The 17,846-nt window shown below is 48.0% G+C and carries 15 protein-coding genes; 14 read left to right on the top strand and 1 reads right to left on the bottom strand.

Annotated elements, in window-relative coordinates; translation table 11 throughout:
- Positions 1-13: 13 nt before the first annotated feature.
- From HPL003_RS12985 to HPL003_RS13020, 8 genes are all read left to right on the top strand, one after another.
- Positions 14-403: a GntR family transcriptional regulator gene (locus tag HPL003_RS12985; RefSeq protein ID WP_014280120.1), complete on the top strand. Its 390-nt coding sequence runs from the start codon at positions 14-16 to the stop codon at positions 401-403.
- Positions 396-1,298 carry an ABC transporter ATP-binding protein gene (locus HPL003_RS12990; RefSeq protein WP_014280121.1) on the top strand — a complete coding sequence of 301 codons (903 nt, stop codon included), beginning with the start codon at positions 396-398 and terminating at the stop codon, positions 1,296-1,298. Before HPL003_RS12985 ends, HPL003_RS12990 begins: the two co-directional genes overlap by 8 nt.
- Entirely contained in the window at positions 1,273-3,369 is a 2,097-nt protein-coding gene (locus HPL003_RS12995; protein WP_014280122.1) for an ABC transporter permease subunit, read from the top strand. The genes HPL003_RS12990 and HPL003_RS12995 overlap by 26 nt, the downstream gene beginning before the upstream one ends.
- 149 nt (positions 3,370-3,518) lie before the next feature.
- A complete protein-coding gene (locus tag HPL003_RS13000) occupies positions 3,519-4,283 on the top strand; it encodes a class I SAM-dependent methyltransferase (RefSeq protein ID WP_014280123.1) in 765 nt (254 codons plus the stop codon).
- Positions 4,284-4,431: 148 nt separating this feature from the next.
- Entirely contained in the window at positions 4,432-5,886 is a 1,455-nt protein-coding gene (locus tag HPL003_RS13005; protein ID WP_014280124.1) for a PstS family phosphate ABC transporter substrate-binding protein, read from the top strand.
- A 141-nt stretch (positions 5,887-6,027) separates the two neighbouring features.
- Complete coding sequence (locus HPL003_RS13010; RefSeq protein ID WP_014280125.1) at positions 6,028-7,338, top strand: beta propeller repeat protein; 1,311 nt, start codon at positions 6,028-6,030, stop codon at positions 7,336-7,338.
- Between the two features lie 42 nt (positions 7,339-7,380).
- Positions 7,381-7,623 carry an aldo/keto reductase gene (locus HPL003_RS13015; RefSeq protein WP_014280126.1) on the top strand — a complete coding sequence of 81 codons (243 nt, stop codon included), beginning with the start codon at positions 7,381-7,383 and terminating at the stop codon, positions 7,621-7,623.
- 78 nt (positions 7,624-7,701) lie between these two features.
- Complete coding sequence (locus tag HPL003_RS13020) at positions 7,702-8,250, top strand: mismatch-specific DNA-glycosylase (protein ID WP_014280127.1); 549 nt, start codon at positions 7,702-7,704, stop codon at positions 8,248-8,250.
- Between the two features lie 95 nt (positions 8,251-8,345).
- On the opposite strand, the gene ald is transcribed toward HPL003_RS13020, so the two are convergent.
- Complete coding sequence (gene ald / locus HPL003_RS13025; RefSeq protein WP_014280128.1) at positions 8,346-9,476, bottom strand: alanine dehydrogenase; 1,131 nt, start codon at positions 9,474-9,476, stop codon at positions 8,346-8,348.
- Between the two features lie 346 nt (positions 9,477-9,822).
- Here ald and HPL003_RS13030 point away from each other — a divergent pair, with 346 nt between their 5' ends.
- The 6 genes from HPL003_RS13030 to HPL003_RS13055 all read left to right on the top strand — a co-directional run bounded on the left by HPL003_RS13030 (position 9,823) and on the right by HPL003_RS13055 (position 17,812).
- Complete coding sequence (locus HPL003_RS13030) at positions 9,823-11,487, top strand: PucR family transcriptional regulator (protein ID WP_014280129.1); 1,665 nt, start codon at positions 9,823-9,825, stop codon at positions 11,485-11,487.
- Between the two features lie 102 nt (positions 11,488-11,589).
- Positions 11,590-13,113: a copper amine oxidase N-terminal domain-containing protein gene (locus HPL003_RS13035; RefSeq protein WP_014280130.1), complete on the top strand. Its 1,524-nt coding sequence runs from the start codon at positions 11,590-11,592 to the stop codon at positions 13,111-13,113.
- A 288-nt stretch (positions 13,114-13,401) separates the two neighbouring features.
- On the top strand, positions 13,402-14,697 hold the full coding sequence (locus tag HPL003_RS13040) for a galactokinase (protein ID WP_014280131.1): 1,296 nt from the start codon (positions 13,402-13,404) through the stop codon (positions 14,695-14,697).
- A gap of 165 nt (positions 14,698-14,862) precedes the next feature.
- Positions 14,863-15,780, top strand: a complete 918-nt coding sequence (locus tag HPL003_RS13045) for a PD-(D/E)XK nuclease family protein (RefSeq protein ID WP_014280132.1) — start codon at positions 14,863-14,865, stop codon at positions 15,778-15,780.
- Between the two features lie 150 nt (positions 15,781-15,930).
- Complete coding sequence (locus HPL003_RS13050) at positions 15,931-16,917, top strand: hypothetical protein (RefSeq protein WP_014280133.1); 987 nt, start codon at positions 15,931-15,933, stop codon at positions 16,915-16,917.
- A 181-nt stretch (positions 16,918-17,098) separates the two neighbouring features.
- Positions 17,099-17,812: an SGNH/GDSL hydrolase family protein gene (locus HPL003_RS13055; RefSeq protein WP_081473715.1), complete on the top strand. Its 714-nt coding sequence runs from the start codon at positions 17,099-17,101 to the stop codon at positions 17,810-17,812.
- Positions 17,813-17,846 lie beyond the last annotated feature (34 nt).

Raw genomic sequence — 17,846 nt, forward strand, 5'->3', positions numbered from 1 at the left:
AAGGAGGAAGTCCATGTTCGAGCTGGATATCCGCAGCCGCAAGCCGATCTACGAACAGCTAATGGACAGGGTGAAGGAAATGATCGTATACGGATCGCTTCAGCCGGATGAGCAATTGCCTTCGGTACGGGTTTTATCCGCTCAGCTTACGGTAAATCCCAACACGATTCAGAAGGCGTATCGAGAGCTGGAACGTGAAGGATACATCTATTCCGTCCAAGGCAAGGGCAGCTTTGTCACCCCTGCCGAGCATCAGCCGCAGCAAATGAAGCGGGATGAGATTCGGGCCGCACTGTTGAAGCAGATGATCGAAGCTGTCCATTTCGGTTTTACGCAGCAGGAAGTGGATGCCTTATACGTGGAAGCTACGCAATTGAAGGAAAGGGGGATGTCCCTTGATTGAATTAAGGGAAGTCACAAAGACATTTACAGAAGAAAAGGCTGTTGATCAGCTCGCCCTTACGGTGAAGAAAGGCTCTATTTTTGGACTTTTGGGCTCCAACGGAGCAGGTAAAACGACGCTGCTCAAAATCATCGCCGGGATTTACCGACCGGATACTGGCAAGGTGCTAATCAGTGGGCAGCCGGTGTATGAGCAGCCGGAAGTTAAGCAGCACATTCTGTTTATGCCGGATACCCCCTATTTTTTTCCGCAAGCGACGATTCGCCAGATGGCCCGGTTTTACCGCTCCATTTATCCGAGCTGGAGTGAGGAACGCTACATACAGCTTACCGATATTTTCAAGCTTGACCCGAAGCGTAAACTTCACCGTTTTTCCAAGGGGATGAAGCGTCAGGCCGCTTTTTTGCTTGCCCTGAGCTGCATGCCTGAACTGCTGATTTTGGATGAGCCGATTGATGGGCTGGACCCCGTGATGCGGCGGATGATCAAAAATCTGTTGTTCCAGGAAACCGCAGCGCGTGAGATGACTGTCGTGATTTCATCCCATAATTTGCGTGAAATTGAAGACATGTGTGATCATGTCGGCATTATGCATCAGGGACGTATGTTGTTGGAAAAAGAGGTTGACGACCTCAAGTCCGATACGCATAAGGTGCAGGTTGCTTTTCGTGAAAGCGCGCATGAGGAAGCCGTATACAAGCAACTTTCGGTTGTACATAAGGAGCGCAGAGGTAGTGTTTTGCTGCTTATTATCCGGGGGGAACGAGAGCGGATTACAGAAACGATTCAGGCGTATGAGCCGCATGTGTTTGATTTGCTGCCGTTGACGCTGGAGGAAATTTTCATTTATGAAATGGAGGACGCAGGTTATGACATCCAACCGATTCTTCTGTAGCGGCGGCGTGATTCGCCAAAGCCTGAAACAGCATGGCTGGATCGGTCTGTTGTACTTGGCGGGGTTATTGTTTACGGTGCCACTGCCACTATTTATGAGTACTGGAAACGAGCGAGTGCCCACGGTTTTGAAAAGCCTGTTCGATAGTACAAACTCAGGCGATGGAATGCAAAATATCATTTTATTGGCCGTACCTGTGCTGGCGGGTGTGGTGCTGCTTCGTTTTATTCAGCGTCAGGGCTCCTCGGATTTATATCACAGCCTGCCTTTACGCAGAGAGCATCTGTTAACGGCACATTTAATTAGCGGTCTGATCCTTTTAATTGTACCCATATGGCTGACTGCTGGAGTAACGGCCCTGGTAAACATGTCGGTTGAGCTGCCTTTTATTTTCCATATCAATGATATTGGATCATGGGCTTTGGTTGTATCGGTTCTTACGATTTTCCTGTTTGCTTTTACCGTGTTTGTAGGTATCTGTGTAGGACAATCGCTGTTGCAATCCGTTGTAGTGTATGCTTTGCTGCTGTTGCCCTTTTTTTTGTACTCCATGATTAGTCGTTTTCTGGGTCACAATCTATATGGTTACTCTCAGATTATTGGAACTATTGTTCAAAGTAGTAATGGCGTGGGGTTGCGTAGCAGCAATAATATTTGGTATAGTTTATCGCCGTTCGCCCGCATTATGGATTTGTCGAGTAGCGCATTTTCATATGTGGAGCTGCTTATTTATGTTGGTGTTTCCTTGCTGTTTGTGATTTTAAGCTATGTGCTATATCGCAAACGGCTCACAGAGAAGGCAACGCAGGCCATGGCCTTTACCTTCTTCCAACCCGTTTTTAAGGCAGGAGTTATGTTATGTGCCATACTGCTGATAGGAGAATATTTATATAGCACAGGAGGCCAGGGGGGAGACTGGTCGATCTTCGGGTATGTGCTTGGAGCTATTTTGGGCTATATTGCTGTGGAGATGGTAATCCGCAAGACGTGGCAAATTGTACGTATTCGTGCTTTGCTGGAGTTGGTCGCATACAGTGCAGTTTTGGGACTGGCAATGTACATCCCCACATCTAGCTGGATAGGCTACGAGGAACGGATTCCAACCGCGCATTCAGTCGAGCAAGTCTATGCTGGGCCCAATTTGTATCTGGACGGGGGATCAACACAGAAAAATCTTTATTTTTCGCAGGATAAAGCTTTTATCGCCGCTGTGCTGAATTTACAGCGTGAGCTTGTGAGAACACATTCAGCTGGAGAGACGTCCGGGTCCAATAAAGAACCTCAACAAAGGATATCCATTGCCTATTGTCTGGATGATGGTTCCATTATGACTCGCAGCTATACATTTCCTGAGCAGCCTTTCCGAGCAGCGCTGGCGAAAGTGATGCTGTCTGAGCCGTATAAAACAGTAAGCTACTCACTTGATAAGCTGTATGGTAAAGCGGAGACGATCAGCATTCAATCGGCAGACGATAATGAACGGCGAGTTGTTTTGACTGATCCGGAAGATATTCGTGAATTTGAAGCTGTACTGAAAGAAGATGTTTTGGGCATGAGCTATAGTGAAATGCAGGCAGGCTCTTACGCGTTGGGGAATATTGAAATTCTGAACAAACCTTCATCTATTTCAGCAGAAGAACCAGAATGGACTCGCAACCTCTCCTATAATTGGCGCTTATCTTTCCACAAGCTGAATGCTTGGCTGGAACGCAAAGGATACGCCGACAAGGTGATGATCACGTCGAAAGACATGATATCGGTTCGAGCTATTCCAATGGTTTCTCAAGAGAAGGAGCCGTATCAGCCCGGTAAGTATATTGAAGCAGCGGATTTATTCAGGATATTGCAGCAGAAGTATAAAGTCTCCACAATTAAAGATCCCAAACTTTGGAATACTGTGCTGGATAACCGCAATAATTATAGCTATGATCCACAAGTGGAGAAAGGCACTTATCTGTTCCAAGTCAAAATCAAGTCCATCAGCGGTTCCGGCTTTCATACGGTTTATTACTTATTAACTCCAAAAGACATCACACCGGAGCTTGCAAAGGTTCTGCCAACAGCTCCTTAAAAGGCTCGGAACAACAGGCAAGAGCTTCTCCACATTTGGACCGACGTAAATAGAGGCATAGAGAGATACAGCATAGAACATAAAGAGAGAAGAGTTCCATAGCGTACAGATCGATAACGAACAGGTCAATTGTGGAGGAGCATTACGATATGAAATATACAGAAGATCGTGAATTTCTACAGCTATTAAAGCATCATGAAGAGTCCTTTTCCGGATGGGATTTCTCATTTATCTCGGATACAGGACGGGTCGCAAGCGAGCCTTTGGACTGGTCATATGTCAGCAAGGCTATGACGTTTATCCATACATCGAAGGCAATGCTGGATATGGGGACAGGCGGGGGCGAGCTATTGTCCCGGTTGCGCCCTTTTCCAGAGATCGTATATGCGACAGAAGCGTATGCGCCGAATATTCCTGTTGCCAAGGAACGATTGGAGCCGCTGGGTGTGCGCGTTATGGCTATAGATGATGACAATTCACTTCCATTTGACGATGCCGGGTTCGATCTTGTGCTGAATAAGCACGAGTCATTTTCGCCAGCGGAAGTGCGACGTATTTTGCGTCCGAGCGGGACGTTTTTGACCCAACAGGTGGGGGGCCTGGATTGTGTGGGCATTAACGACCGTATGGAAGCGCCTTATAGTGAGTATGCGGACTGGTCCCTTTCTCAAGCGATTACAGATCTGGAAAGCAACGGCTTCGAAATCGTAGAGCAGCGGGAACAGTTTCCAATACAGCGATTTTACGATATCGGAGCGCTTGTCTACTACTTAAAGGCGATTGAATGGCAGATTGCTGATTTTCAGCCAGAGGGATATATGGAACAGCTGTATGGCCTACATCTGGACATTCAACGTGATGGGTATTGGGACGTGAAACAGCACCGTTTTTTGATCCATGCCAGAGCAGTATAGAATTGTTACATTATAATACCGAGAAGGCCTTCCTCCAAGGAAGGCTTCTTTTTGTCATCTCCCCGTATACTAATCTTTACCATAATTGTACAATGAAAGAGCAGTAGCTTAAAGGCTCATTTTATTTAAAAGATATAGGGGGATGTACATGTCTGATCCAAAGGGAGTTATAACCGAGCCGGAAACAGGCACCTCCATGCGGCTAGCATGGTTTTGGCCGTGGCTGGGCGGTACATTTATGTTTGGATTGTTTTCAGTCATGTTTAATGTCATTTGGAGTATGGCTGTGGCGTCTAATGTGCAGATTCTGCTGAGGCGCGAAGATGTGACGGATACTGCGGTAATTGTGATGATGATATTATACGCCTGGATTGTTGGACTGATTTTTGCGGCTTATGGTGTCTGGAGTGCACGTACTTCCAGTCTGCACAAGCTTCCGCTCATGCTGACAGGGCTGTTATCATTATTATGTGGCCTGGGTTTATGGATGGTGGGGTTACAAGGCTCTGGCGGTCAACCATCCGAAGTGTGGGGCGGCTCGTGGCAACTGTTTTCAATCTATCACGCGTGGGCGGAGCCTGTGCTGGAGGTATTGGAGCCGTATACACAGCATGGTGAAATCTGGTTTCTGCTGACTGCACTGCTGCCGATAGCCGGAATGGTAGTGGGTGTTGGGGTGGATCGTTATCCGGCGGTGACAGGAGAGAACGGAAAGGAAGATCATAGATGGCAATGGGTCGTTGCCGCTATGTCTGCCGCGCTCGTTATTGTGCTGACCATTGCACTAATGCTGCCTCATCGTCCGTTGATCGCAGAACGGGATTTTCCAGTGGTCGATGGGGCTACAGCGGCGATTCCGTTCGCACAGGATATGCTGCATGAGCTGACCGGAATGAGCAAGGCGCGCGCAGCGCACGAATTGAGATTCAACACGACGCATCAGGCGTATGTAAATCTGATCGACAAGAAGGCTGATCTGATTCTGGTGGCCGGACCATCCGATGGGGAGCTGCAACTTGCGAAAAGTCAGGGAGTGAAAATGAAGCTTACTCCAATTGGGCGGGATGCGTTTATTTTTCTCGTTCACATGGACAATCCGGTTCATAATCTGTCCTCAAAGCAGATTCGTCGCATTTATGAAGGCTCCATTCATAATTGGAGTGAAGTGGGAGGCAAGGACCAGCCGATTGTAGCCTATCAGCGGGAAGAAAATTCGGGAAGTCAGACATATATGCAAAAGAAAGTGATGGCAGACCATGACATGGCCGAGCCGCCCCGGGAGCGCACGATTGGCATCATGGGTGGTATGATTAATGCAGTCGCCGATTTTAACAAGGATCACAATGCGCTCGGGTATTCGTTTTATTATTTTGCCAATGTGATGCATAAGCGACAAGAAGTTAAATTCTTGTCCATTGATGGAATGATGCCAAACAAGGAGCATATCCGTTCGCAGCAATATCCGTTCACCGCTCAATTGTTCGTGGTCACACGGGAAGGAGAGAGGTCCAGCCCTTCGGTTCAGCGGCTGCTCCAATGGCTGCAAAGCGAAGAGGGCAAACGGATCATTGAAAAAGACGGTTTTGTTCCGATAAATCCGTAGACGAGGTTTTTACACTGTCGATTTTCGGGTTTCATCCGTCGAGAGTGAAACGAAGGCAGCAGGGTAATACATAGGATATACCTTGCTGCGGTTACATACCCACGCAGCATTGCACTAACACAATAAGGGGATGAACGAATAATGAAGAAAAAATTATCGGCATGGGCGCTTTTGCTCGCCGTATCCATCATGATAGCAGGTTGTGGAGCAGGTGCAACACAGGCCGGACAGAAAGAGCAGAACGGGCAAACTGTTAAGGATGGGCAAAAGGGTTCCGCTTCGGCGCAACCGGGTACTTCGGGAGCCACTGTGAATACACCGGGACAGCAGACCGCTTCTGACGGAAAAAATGGCACAACTGGCGGTACAGGCGTTGCATCGGGGGCAGGTGGACAAGCGTCTACAGATGAGAATGCGGCGAAGGTTCGCATGGACGATGTGACCGCGCTGCGCCTGATCGATGGCAAATCCGGCTGGATCGGTGGGAAGGGCTGGATTGCTCGGACAGATGCAGGTGCATCCGGTTCAATCGGAGCGGCATGGGATGTGCAATATCAGGGTCAAGGGACAGTGCAGCAAATTTTTGCCTTGAATGGGCAGCAGGCATGGGCCGTCATGGCAGACAGTGGTACGCTGCTGGCAACTCAGGATGGTGGTAAACGCTGGGAAAGTACCGGGACGGTGCCGAAGCAAGGACAAGCGGGCTTTTTGCACTTTATATCGCCCAAGGAGGGATTGAGCGGTAATCAGTATACGAAGGATGGCGGTCAAACCTGGTCCGCGCTTCCCGTACCTGATCACATGGTTGGGCAACCATACTATCATGATCAGCACAACGGTTGGGCGGTAACGCAAAGCACAGAGGGCTCGTTCCGTATCTTACACACAACGAATGGCGGTCAGAAGTGGACCACCGTTCTGTCACGGACCTCCGAAGCGCCTCTGAACGGTGTAATTATTCGTTCGGTAGAACGCGGAAACGCATGGATTGAGTTGGTTGGGGATACGGGTATGAATCAGACCTCGTATTCGCTTTGGCATACCGCCGATAGCGGCCAAAGCTGGCGTGCTGTGCTGGCCAATGCCACCGCTGGCGGCGGTCCGGCACCCGGCATTAGCCAGCAAGACAATCAGGTTCCCAAAAACGAAGGGGCGGCACCGGGGATGCTCTATGCGGTAAACAGCAGTACCGCGTTGATGGGCGGCTACTGCGCACCGTGCGACAAACCCAATACCATCGGCTGGACAAATGACGGAGGCAAGACGTGGAACAACGGCAAGCAAAGCTTTGACGGCTATGGCGGCCAGCAAATCGGGATGGCCAATGCCAAGGAAGGCTGGGCTATTTTCTCGGATTCAGAGAAGGCTCCGGTACTGTATACCACCTCGGATGGTGGACAGCATTGGACCCAGAGCCATGTCTTTGACAAGCCTGCGGCATCAGGTTCCTGAGCAGATACAGTCCTGAGTAAATAAAGTAAGGAAGCAGAACATATGAGCCAACAGAAGAAAAGTGTATTCACATGGGCTGATGGCCGTGAGGTGCCACTGATCGGACAGGGTACATGGCATATAGGTGAAAAAGCTTCGCTTCGGCAAGAGGAAATGCGCGCGCTTCAACTTGGCTTGGATCTGGGCATGACGTTGGTCGATACGGCTGAAATGTATGCTGAGGGTGGTGCAGGAATCGCATGTACGGGAAAATGCAGCGGCAGTGAATATCCAGCTCACTCCTGAATAACTGCAACAATAGACGAGGCTTTTCCGCCGCCTACGCAGAAGCAGCCGCTGGATATCGTTTGAGGGAGGGGCACCATGGCAGAGAGAGAAACAGGAACCAAGACAGAGCTACATGAGGTAGATGATCATTTGGATTACGGATTATCTGTCGTATTCATCGGCTTCAATCCCAGCTTGAAGTCAGGAGAAGTGGGGCATCATTATGCGAACCCGCGCAACCGTTTTTGGCGCATACTGGAGGGAGCGGGTTTGACCCCTCGCTTGTACGATCCATCAGAGGATGAGGAGTTGCTCAAGCTTGGCTACGGTTTTACGAACATTGTTTCCCGGCCCACGAGGGGAGTGGAGGACATTGCACGCGAGGAATACGCCGAAGGACGTCTGAAGCTACATGCCAAGCTAAAGGAATACCGTCCCAAGGTAGCCTGCTTTGTCGGCAAAGGTGTATATACCGAATACAGTAAAAAATCCAAAGCAGATTGGGGATTTCAGCCCGAACCGCTGATCCCCGAGATGCATGAATTTGTAGCCCCTTCGTCCAGCGGACTGGTTCGCATGTCGCTGGAAGAGATCACAGATATTTACCGCCGTCTCCAGACGTTTCTGACGGCAGAAATCGTCTGATATGCAGCGAAAACAATGGATTCAGCTAGAAGAAAAAGAACCACACGGTCATGCCCCGAGGGGAAGAACGTGTGGTTCTTTGAGCTACCGCGACTCTATTTTAATGCTTTTGCCTGCCACGCCTGATCCACAGGAACGTAAGGATAACCCAGATCACGGGCTACTGCCTCGTAGGTGATATGACCGTTCAGGACATTCGTGCCGCTGAGCAATGGCTTGCTTCTGCGAAGGGCTTCCTGCACCCCCTGATCCGCAAGCTGGAGGGCGAAGGGCAGCGTCGCATTCGTCAGAGCAAGCGTCGAGGTTTGCGGCACTGCGCCCGGCATGTTCGCTACGGCATAGTGAATGACGCCATGCTTCACATAGGTCGGCTGATCGTGTGTCGTGATGTGGTCAATCGTCTCGACAATACCTCCCTGGTCGATGGCGACATCCACGATCACAGAGCCGGGCTGCATCGTCTGCACCATGGCCTCGGTTACGAGACGTGGGGCTTTGGCCCCGGTGATCAGGACAGCACCGATCAGCAAATCGCTCTGCGCTACGGCTTCGGCAATGTTGGACGGTGTGGACACCAGCGTATGGAGCTGATTGCCGAAAATATCGTCCAGTTGGCGCAGCCGATGCAGGCTCAGGTCGATCAGCGTCACGTCCGCGCCGAGGCCGATGGCTACCTTGGCAGCGTTCGTGCCGACGACCCCGCCGCCAATAATGGTCACTTTGCCGCGCTGGACTCCCGGGACGCCTGCCAGCAGGATGCCTTTGCCGCCCTGCGGTTTTTCCAGTAGCTGTGCCCCGATTTGCACAGCCATTCGACCTGCGACCTCGCTCATCGGGGTAAGCAACGGAAGGCTTCCCCCGACATCTATGGTTTCATAAGAGATGGCAGTTACGCCGTTGTCCACCAGAGCCCGTGCCAGTGCCGGCTCAGCAGCCAAATGGAGATAGGTGAACAAAATCAGTCCTTGTCGAAAATATCCGTATTCTGCGGACAACGGCTCCTTCACCTTGATAATCAGATCCGCCTGAGACCACACATCCGCTGCGTGCTGTACAATCGTTGCACCCGCCGCGGCATAATCTCCATCCGTAAAGCCACTTTCAACCCCTGCATGACTTTCCACAAACACGTGATGTCCGTGCTGGATCATCTGAGCTGCACCAGCAGGTGTCAAGGAGACACGATTTTCATTGTTTTTAATCTCTTTCGGAATTCCAATTTTCATTCTGTTCACCTCTCCTGTAAATAATGGTTACCCACCGGCAAATAATTATTCTTTAGGGCAGCTATGCTGCTGTGTTGCTGTTTGCTGTGTTTCTGCGTTGCTATGTTGCTATTAGCTGCACCAAACCGATTCAAAAATTGCATTATCATTTTTGTGCAGCCCTGCCAATTAGTTAAATGGACTCAAGCCGACAAATGCAATTCATGTTAGATTAGGTACAGTTTACAAGTGGAAAAGTTCCTTGACATCATACATTTTGTCGGATTATCGGACTTCAAGGCTCGACTTTTTGATGAATAGGTGTCATATAAAATGACATAAAGACATATACATAAGGAGAATTCCGATGAACGGTAAAAAAACCTTTACCATTGCGGATGTACTGGAACGTCCGGTATTCCGGCGGGCCAAGCTGGCAGCCGGGGAGCAGGGCACGAGTCACCGGGTCGGCTGGGTCCATGTGCTGGAAATCACAAATGTAACCCCCTTTGTAAGTCGTCATGACCTGATTTTGACAACTGGCCTGTGGCTGACCCGGGAAGGGGAGGAACGCGCTGAGTATATGGAGCAGTTGATCCGTTCCGAAGCCGCAGGACTGTGCGTGGAGCTGGGTACGAGCATCCATGAGATTCCGCCGGAAATTCTGGAGTTGGCGGAACGGCATCATTTTCCAGTCATCGTATTTGAACAGCCGGTACGTTTTGTTGAAATCACGCAAGACATTCATTCCCTGCTTATTAACCGCCACCACGAACTGTTGAAAGATCTGGAGCGCTTCTCGCGCCAGCTTCAGCAGGAGACGTTGCGCAGCACGGATATGAGTGCCCTTTTACGGGTACTTCATGATTATGCCGCCCGGCAGGTCATCTACATGTCTTCCATTGATACCAATCGGTTCGTGCCTTCCATCCAGCCTGATGTGGCTGACCGCATTGCGAATTTCTATGCCAATGAGGTGGAATCCAGCATGACACCTGACCGGGAAGGTCACTTGCTGTTTCATCTCAATGAATCCACCGCCGTCTTGTTTCAGCCGGTTGTCTGCTTTGGGCAGGTGTTCTCCGCTGTAGGTCTGGTGCTGCATGGCGAAACGCCGACGGAAGAACTGTCGCTGCTGCTTGACTACACAGCCAAGGCAGCCGCTACGCTGGTGCTGAGAACTCAGTTCCTCGAAGACCGGTTGTTGCGCAACCAGAATGAACTGATTCAGGATGTGCTGAGCGGACAGCTTCCCAGCGAGGAACAGGCTCAGACCCGGATGGGGCTACGTCTGCTGTCCAAGAGTCAGTATTTATTTTGGGCCGGGGTTATTGAGGTGGAGCATCAGGATAAGGAAGCCAGTCAGGTGCGCAAGGAGTCCATTAACCAGGATATATTGGTATTGCTCCGTTCTTTGCTGAAAAAGGAGACGCTGCACAATCTGCTCATGATGAAGGGTAACCAGTGCTACATTCTTTGCGCCAAGGAGGAATTGACCCTGCGTTCCGCGGCACAAATGAAGAAAGTGCTTGCCCATACCGTGCAATATATCCAGAACTATGCCGCTGGGCAGCTTGACAAGGTGCGCATTCATGCAGGTTTCGGTAAAGTAAGGTACCGGATGACCGGAGCAGGCCGTAGTTTTGAAGAGGCTTATCAGGTTATTGAAGTGGCGCGAAGCGTTCCGGCCATGAGCGATCTACTTTTTTACGACAGTATCGGAATTTATCAGTTGTTGAAAGCCGCGCCCCGCACTCCTTTTTTACAAGAGTTTGTACAGGATCATTTGGGCGGGCTGATTGCGCATGACCGTGAGCACCATATGCAGCTTCTGGATACGCTGGATGCTTATTTTCGATGCTATGGCTCCAAGCGCGATACTGCCGGAATCCTGTACATTCACAGGCAAACTCTCTACAATCGACTGGACAAAATTAATGAGATCATAGGAGAAAATCTGGCAGACCCGGATAAACGTCGTTGTCTGGAGATGGCATTGTTGGCTCACCGGATGCTACAGGCTGAAAAATGATCCTAAATGACTACTTCTATTTTCCATTCTAGTCATTTACAATGCGTGCTAACACTGAGATAATAGAAGAGATATCGGTAATATCTTGAAAGGGGATTAATTATGAATATAAAAAAATGGATTGCCGTCCCTCTTATTCTGCTAATGGTAGCTTTGACAGGTTGCCAGGCAGTAGGCGGATTCGATGTAAGTAAAAACCTTTTGGGCACACTTGATGTGAAATCCCAGCAGTCAACGGAGAAGATATCTCTTAAATTGACTCCAAAAGAAGGCATTACGCAAGGAGATCAGGAAATTGTTGATTTAATCAATTCCATTTCCGTAACAGTGGATGAAGTCAAGGTACAATCGGAGGAACTCGCTTCCGCCAAGGGTACATTGCACATCGACAAGTATAATTTGCCGTTTGAACTTGCTTTGGACCGCCAAGGTATGGCTATTCAACTGGAAGGTGCCAAAAAACCTTATTACATATCTTTGAACTCGCAGGAGAGCTTGAGCGGTCTGCCTGCCGGATTTGATCCTTATGTATACTCCAAAGATGTAAGAGATCTGACGAAAACAGCCGCAGCACTTGTACTCAAGCATGCTCCTAACCCTTCAACCATTTCTGCAACGTCTGTAACCGAGGAAGTATACGGTGAGAAGGATAAAGTGAAGCTGACCCGCTTGCATGTGGAGCTTCGTGGGGATGAGCTGGTCACATTGGTAAAACCATTCCTGACCAATCTGGCCAAGGACGAGGCGGGCTTGAAAGAACTGATCAGCCAAGTGATTGATTTTACTAAAAATATCGCTTCCAGCATAAATGTTGAAGGTGCTGATCAAGTCACAAGCGAACTGAACACGAACAAGGAAAAACTGGTCAATGAGGCTTATACCGAGGTTAAAAAGTATTTGGATCTGGCCGTAGCTCAATATGATGTAGGGGTAAGCACGTTATATGCACAATCTCCTGAAATCAAAACGGTTCTAAGTTCCAACACGGTGCTGAAAACCGATACGTATTTTGATGAAAAAGGAAATGTCCGCAAATCACTGTCAGACCTGACGGTTGCTTTGCCAGAAGTAGATAGTCTTCCAGTGAAGTCCTTCTCGATTGTTACGGAAGCTCAATCCTGGAATGTGAATGGTAGTGTAACAGCCGACAAGGTAGATATCTCCAATGGTGTTATCGACCTGAATAAGCGAGCTGAATTAACACCGGGAGCGACACTTCGCAATTTTGATGTGAATTCTCCGATCTACAATATTTTAAAAAATGATCTGGAAATTACAAAAGTAGAAACCACTTTCGATCCGAAAGACGATTACTACGTTTTGGAGAATCGTGGAGGTACCGCCTTCATTCCACTGCGTGAGTTGACATACGAACTCGGTTCCGAATTAAAATGGGATGCAACTGCCAAGCAAATTACAGTTGTGGATGATATTACAAGTAAGACCCTGAAGCTGAAAAGCGGCTCCAAACAGGTTGTACTGGAAGGAAACACATTAACGCTGCCACAAGCTCCATATACAGATGAATATGGTTCGCTGTATGTTCCTTTCAAATCGGTTGCCGAAGAACTGGGTGCTACAGTAACCCGTAACAGTAATGGTGAGTATGTATTGAAACGCGACTAAAAAGAAATTCCACATATCTGTCTCCAGCCAGCACTGCTGGTGCATGGAATATGCAGGTATAGAAACAGGAACCGGCCCGTTCAAGGGTCGGTTCTTTTTTTGCATAACCTTATGAATCCAATCTACCTTAAAATAATCACAGAAACGATTTAAATAAGCGATTATAGATTAAAATAGTACCCTATTTTTGCACAGGGAAAATTGAGATAATGATATTGTTGTTGAGCCATTTATATATTTGCGGTCAGGTGCCACGGTGGAAATTACCTACAATAGGGGGATATAACGATGAAAGATATGGAACTATTGAATTCTAGTGAGGGGCAAATTGTACTTGCTCGAATGTACGGTCAACAGCAGGTTGTGGAGCAAACGACGCGATATCAATCACTTCTACAGGCGTACCGGGAGCACTTCGGCGTCGGGGATATTGAATGGTTTAGTGCTCCGGGAAGATGCGAAATTGGAGGGAATCATACAGACCACAATCACGGGAAGGTGCTGGCAGGCAGTATTACACTTGATACCATCGCTGTAGCTGCTAAAGTGGAGGAGCCTGTAATTACGTTCTTTTCCGAAGGCTACAAAACGAAATACGTCATTGATTTAAACGACTTGTCACCACGACCGGAGGATGACGGTACGACGCTTCTCGTCCGCGGTATTGCGGCTGGCTTGCTCGAATTCGGCTATCGCATCGGAGGATTCCGGGCTTATATATCAAGCAATGTGTTCTCTGCTTCAGGATTAAGCTCTTCTGCTTCATTTGAAATGTTGATCTGCACTATAATCAGTCATTTTTATAATGAGGGAGCGTTAGATGCTGTCGCCAAATCCAAAATCGGCCAGTACGCCGAAAATAGCTACTGGTACAAGCCGTCGGGTCTGCTTGACCAAATGGCTTGCGCATATGGAGGATTGGTTGCCATTGATTTTGTAAACCCCAAGGAACCGATCATAAATCCAGTTCACTGGGATTTTCAAAAAAACGGATATTCCCTGGTTATCGTCAATACAGGCGGAGACCATGCTGATTTAACGGACGATTACGCGGCGGTGCCCAACGAAATGCGTGCAGTGGCTCAGTCCTTAGGTGCTTCTGTTTGCCGTGACTTATCGCCGGAGGATCTGTATGCCAACCTCAAAATGGTCAGGGAAAAAGCAGGAGACCGTGCAGTACTGCGGGCGTTGCATTTTTTTGAAGAAAATAGGCGTGTGGATGAACAGGTGAAGTCGCTGGAGGAGGGACATTTTTCTGATTTCTTGAGGCTCGTCACCGAATCCGGTAATTCTTCATGGAAATGGCTTCAAAACGTATATAGAAGCGGGGTTGACCGGGAACAGGATGTATCGGTTGCGCTTGCCTTAACGGAAATGTATTTGAAATCAATAGACGACAGCGCATGCAGGGTACATGGTGGTGGCTTTGCTGGAGTCATCTTGACGATTCTTCCCAATGATCGTGTTGAAGATTATAAGACGTGGATCAGCGGAATGCTGGGAACTCCGGTACTCGTTGTCAACGTCCGCGAGGATGGTGCTGTTAATGTAAGTGATTTGATTCATGCGGCAAAGAAGGATTGAAAATGAAGCCAGAGTGGGACAGAACTCAGGAGTCATTGCGAATGGACTATACTAGACAGTTGAAGGCTTTAACCTAGGGGTTAAAGTCTTTGCTCTTTTTGGACGATGCAGTCCAGGCTTGCGGTATAATAGAGCATGGAAGTTCTAACGAAGGAGGGCCTATTCATGGCTATGTACCCGTCCTGGTCCTACTCGCAATCGAGGGCCCAAACGTTCGATGAATGCCTGCGCAAATACTATTACCACTATTACGGCTCGCATAACGGCTGGAACCCTGCACAGGGCAGTGAAGAGCAGGTTACGTTGTATCGGCTCAAGCAGCTAAGCAACTTATATATTTTATTCGGGAATATTACGCATCAAATGTGTGAATCGGTCATACGTGGTTGGGTGGAAAAAGGGGCTATCCCGCGCACAGCATACCTCGAGACAGCTATGAAGAACATGCTGAATGACAGCTACAAGGAATCGCTACACCGTGAACTATGGCTACAAGATCCGAAAAATCGCGTCATGCTGGCGGAGGTTTATTACGACGACGAGGTGCTTCCGGAACGGATCGCCCGGATTAAGGAGCGACAGCATGCGGTGGTACACAATCTGTACCGGACTGCGGTTTGGCGTGAATTGCAGCAGGGTGAGGCCCGAATCGTCGAGGTGGAAAAGTGGGATACGATGCTCCTTCATGAGACGAAAGTATATGTCAAAATGGATTTGCTCTACCGTAGAGACAATGGAGACATGGTTATCGTAGATTGGAAGACAGGCAAGGAAGGCGACTTCTCCGACCAGTTATTTTTGTATGCTTCCTATGTGCAGGAGCATTACCAGCTTCCCTTGGAGAAGATCGAGGTGCGTGTGGAATATCTGATGACCGGAGAGCATGAAGTGTACCATCCTGCACAGGAGGATATCGACAAGGTGGTTGGCAATGTTGGGCGATACATCGAGGAAATGAAGTCCTGTCTTCATGATGATTATTATAATCGGCCGAAACCCGAGTCTTTTTTCACTCCGATGCCTTCGCGCAGAGCGTGCGGCGGCTGCAATTTTCGGGAGGTGTGCAACTACCGCGCAGTGTAAGGTGGGCGTTTTTGGGATTCACCTTTTGAGTAGTAATAGGAGGGAATTGTCTTTGAAAGGAGAATGAGGGCAATAATCTCTTATTTTATGCCTTCCATATTTCCCCTCTTAGTACTATAATTTGTTTAGAGAGAATAGAGGAGGGGTTCCGTGACAGATATTAATCCGGCTGAACCAAGCGAATTACAATTGGATGATTTCTATTTTGAAACAAAATTCATAAATGTTTTAGATAAGGGATCAGATACTCATCATAGATATATTAAAGATTCTTATGGAGTAGAGCGCATACTCTATAATGGGTACCCTCCGAGAACTAAACATGAAATATTTAGTGGCTTAAAATGTGTTGAAAATAGAGGATTAGTAATTGATGAATTGATTTATAACCTTCCATTTACTGTTTCAAAACGCGGTAGACCAGCTGAAACAGCATTTACAGATCGCGATCCTGACAGAAGGGCTATCTATTTAGTTCCTGATCACACAGCCACAAGGATAATGAAAGATTCTTCTTACCACTTGGATGGGATACATATGTTGCAATCAATGAAGAGTATCTCAAAAGAATTAGCAGAAAGATGGGAAAGTGAAATATCTAAACTAAATACCGGAGAACGAGTTGCAGCAAGTATAATACATGAGTACGGTCATATTCTAACATTTCGTGCATGGGATAATATGGGCATTAAAAGTACCCTAGATGTTTATGATTGGCTTGATGAATATGGATACCTTGACAATTGCTCCAAAAGAATTGTATCCTTTAATGAAGGGGATGCTCCTTGGCAAATTAATGTTGCTATAGAGCAACTTGCTGAAGACTTTAGGTTGGCCTTGGATGTAAAGAACCAGAATGGTGCCTGTTGTTTACCACATATTATTACGTACCAACAGGACTTATTGAATCCTGAAGGATACTTGGAAGGAGTTGATATCATGAAAAACTTGTTACAGTTTGATGGGAAGTTGAAAAAAGGGAAAGTAAGTGGTGCTCTTGATAGTATCATACCTTTTGGAGAGGCGAATCGTTCATCATTACCAACAAATTTTATTCATGGGGAAATCACTCCGTTAACTCAAGAAGATAAAGATCGCGCTAGGGAAAAGCTTAAACAATTTGAGGTAGACTTCTAATAAGTAGCCCCGTCATTTTGACGGGGCTACTGTTTTATGTGGAGTAGATACATTTTAATTTTACATAGCATACTTGTTTTTATTACTCATTTAAACGTAATGAATCATTACTCAGATCATATGGCAAATCTACAATTCTCTCATGTTTTGAAATCGCTTTCTAATTTGAGAAATACGAGGTATGATAAGGATATTATTGGAAATGGTTAAGGAGGGAATGTGGAATATGACTAGTAGCACTAACACAGGACGCACACGTATTCTTTTTCAGGGGGACTCCATTACAGACGGAGGAAGAGGACGGAATGAGGACGCGAACCATTGGCTGGGTCAGAGCTATGTGTATCTGATCGCAGGTGCACTGGGGAGCCGTTTGACTGCTACGCGGCCGGAATTTGTGAACCGGGGGATTTCGGGGGATCGGGTTTCGGATTTGTATGCGCGCTGGAATGAGGACACGTTTAGCCTGAAGCCGGACCTGCTCAGTATTCTGATTGGAGTGAACGATGCCTGGCGAATCGTGGAGCAGGAGCCGTCCGGTGTGACGGACCGATTTGAACGTGCCTATCGCCACATTTTGGAGGAAACGCGTGAAGTGCAGCCCGATATCGGGCTGGTGCTGTGTGAGCCGTTTATTTTGAAAACAGGAGCTACCGAGGCACGATGGGACATTTGGCAGGAAAAAATAACAGGCTATCAGCAGCTTACGCGTCAGCTTGCAGACGAATTCGGGGCCGTGTTTGTGCCGCTCCAAAGCGTGCTGAACGAGGCATCTACCAAGGCGGACGCTTCCTATTGGCTACATGACGGGGTTCATCCGACAGCGGTTGGGCACCAGTTGATAGCCGATCAATGGATAGATATTGTACAAAAGAGTCCGCTGGCGATCCGCTAACCTTGTCATACATAGTCTACTTCTTTACATTTTT

Origin of the sequence: Paenibacillus terrae HPL-003 (assembly GCF_000235585.1) — a bacterium.
GTDB lineage: Bacteria > Bacillota > Bacilli > Paenibacillales > Paenibacillaceae > Paenibacillus > Paenibacillus terrae_B.